Annotated in this window: 1 protein-coding gene and 2 pseudogenes; 2 read left to right on the plus strand and 1 reads right to left on the minus strand. The window is 34.2% G+C overall.

Going from position 1 to position 2,413, the window contains the following annotated elements:
- Both AFK68_RS01615 and AFK68_RS43790 read left to right on the plus strand, forming a co-directional pair.
- Positions 1-495: pseudogene (locus tag AFK68_RS01615) on the plus strand (glycoside hydrolase); the annotation flags it as partial.
- Between the two features lie 673 nt (positions 496-1,168).
- Positions 1,169-1,282, plus strand: a pseudogene (locus AFK68_RS43790) (hypothetical protein); the annotation flags it as partial.
- 71 nt (positions 1,283-1,353) lie between these two features.
- On the opposite strand, the gene AFK68_RS01620 reads toward AFK68_RS43790, so the two are convergent.
- Positions 1,354-2,142: an ABC-2 family transporter protein gene (locus tag AFK68_RS01620; RefSeq protein ID WP_094671109.1), complete on the minus strand. Its 789-nt coding sequence runs from the start codon at positions 2,140-2,142 to the stop codon at positions 1,354-1,356.
- Positions 2,143-2,413: the final 271 nt, after the last annotated feature.

A 2,413-nucleotide genomic window follows, 5' to 3' on the forward strand; every position in this document is an offset into this window, starting at 1 on the left:
GAAAGGTGGCGACCCTTATATTCGGGCGTTAATGCGAACTATTTCAGCTAGTGAGTCTAATTATGATCGACCTTATCATGTTGTTTATACAGGAAAAAGGTATCTGACCTGAGAAAACATCCAGATTGGTGTATAACGATAGTTTCTGGTCCAAATAAAGATAATTGTAGCACTGCAGCAGGAAGATATCAAATGTTAAGCAATACTTGGTATCTTATGGCAAAACGTTATCATCCCCAACGTGGTTGGTCTCTATTTTGGGCATCTTACAGTTTTGAACCAAAATATCAGGATGCTGTTGTACATGGCTGGTTAAGCGATCGCAAATATTGGAAGGCAGATATTCCTGGGTTGTTAAGAAAGGGAAAATTAAATCGAGTTCTGCGGTTATTATCTGGTACATGGACGAGTTTAGGATATGGAATTGAAACTAATTCTATGAGTAGGCATTTACCAACAGTGTATCAGGAAGTTTTGCAGGATGAATTAAGTTTATTGGGGGATAATTTTTCTCAGAAGCAAGAAAATTCTGTGGTGGTTGAATATTTTCCTAAAGATGTCGATAATGGAGTAGTTGAAAAAGCTTTAAGAAGTTTAGATTATCAAGTTATACTTTTACCAACTTTCACAGTAGATGTGCCTAGCAATTCAATTTGGTTTGGTTCAAAAGTAAATATAGAAGACGTTAAGTTAGTTGCAGAAACATTAATTGGTGCAGGTGTGAAGATTAGAGCTATTAGACCTTTTAAGAAAAAAGTAAAATTTGCCGATCTATTGATTCAAGTTGGAGCTGACCCAGAAATAGAAAATATACCGTCTTTAACTTTAGAGGAAGTTCGCAGTAAGTCTAGTTTTTATAGAGGTGATATATTTTTGAATCGAGAATTTTATGCTTTTTTATACTCCCAGAAAAAGTAGCAAAAAATTTAGCGGATATTGGCACGATCAAAAAATAGACAAAGACTAGCATTAGCTAAAAATAGCACCACTATTATAATTTCGGATCTGAACGTATCAGGAATTATAAAAAATCATAAGTTAGTGAGTGTTATTGCTAATTGTTGTTTTGATTAATTCAAGCCTCAGATTATATACAAATGCGAGTAATATAGTAATAATTTGTGCAGTAATTAACAATTATAGTAGTTTAACTTAAATTTATCGGGGAATTGAACAGTCGGATAACTTCTTATTTATTATTTCCCCAGAGTCGGTAAATTCTCCCCATTGTGGAAATGAAGTAGAGTATGGTCGGAGTTTAAATCAACGTTTCGTGACAGTATTGCATCGAAAAGTTAATTCTATCAAATTGCATCCATTGTGTCTAATATTTTTTCTAACTTCTAACTTCAACTATGCTCCCATCCCTGAATATTGCTTTAACCCCTGTCGCCACAACCAACGGTTTAACCCAAAAAATATAACACTCCAAACAAACATAACTAATAACCCCCGCCCAACATCCACAGGCAACCCCACTAATAAAGAAGCAGGAAAATGAATCAGATAAGGAAGCGGAGTCCACAATACTATTTTCAGCACCATTTCTGGAAACACTTCTAATGGGGCAGTTATTCCAGATAAAAACATATAAGGTAATAACCAAAGTTGCTCGATCGCGCTTGCTCTTTCTGTCCAAAATGCACACATAGCTAATGTATATTGAATTAAAAATCGCAAGACAAACGCCATTAATACTACGATTAAAAATAACAAAAAATTACCAAAATTAGGCAGCCAAAATGCCTGGGGATAGAGAACAAAAAAGAATAATATTAAACCTAAAACAAAAGGCCATCTTGCCAATCTTTCTGCAATATGTTCAGCTACATGATGCCAGACTGGGTCTATCGGTTGTAATAATTTAGGAGATAATTTTCCTTCAACTACTTCTTCTTCAAAATTAAAAATTACCCAAGTAGGAGTTATAGCTCGGACAATAAATACACCTAAGAAATAATGAGAGAACTGTAATTTATCTAATGGAAATTCACCTTGAATTGCAGCTTCTGTCCAAATTCCCATCATAATAAAAGGTAAAGAGGATGACAACATCCATAAGAAAAGTTCGGCTCTATATTCTAGCAGATAGGCATAGTAAGTAGAGAGAAAAACTTTTGCAGTTCTGATAATTTTTTTCATTGTTGTAGTGCGGGAATCTTGCCCGCTAATAGTGTGCCTTACTGAGATAAAATTCTCTATTAATAACAATAATTGCTCTAATTATTGAGTTTCGAATACTATTTTATATCAAATCCAGTTGCTTTGGAAGATTATAATAAACCGGGTTTGTTGGAGGTTAATATGATTATGCTAAAGCATTTAATACAAACCGGGTTTCTGCGCTTTTTGTAATTATTGGGTTATAAGAAATCGGGTTTGTTGGAGGTTAATATGATTATGTTTGGGCATT

The sequence above is a fragment of the Hydrocoleum sp. CS-953 genome (assembly GCF_002260545.1).
In the GTDB taxonomy this organism is placed as follows: domain Bacteria; phylum Cyanobacteriota; class Cyanobacteriia; order Cyanobacteriales; family Microcoleaceae; genus Trichodesmium.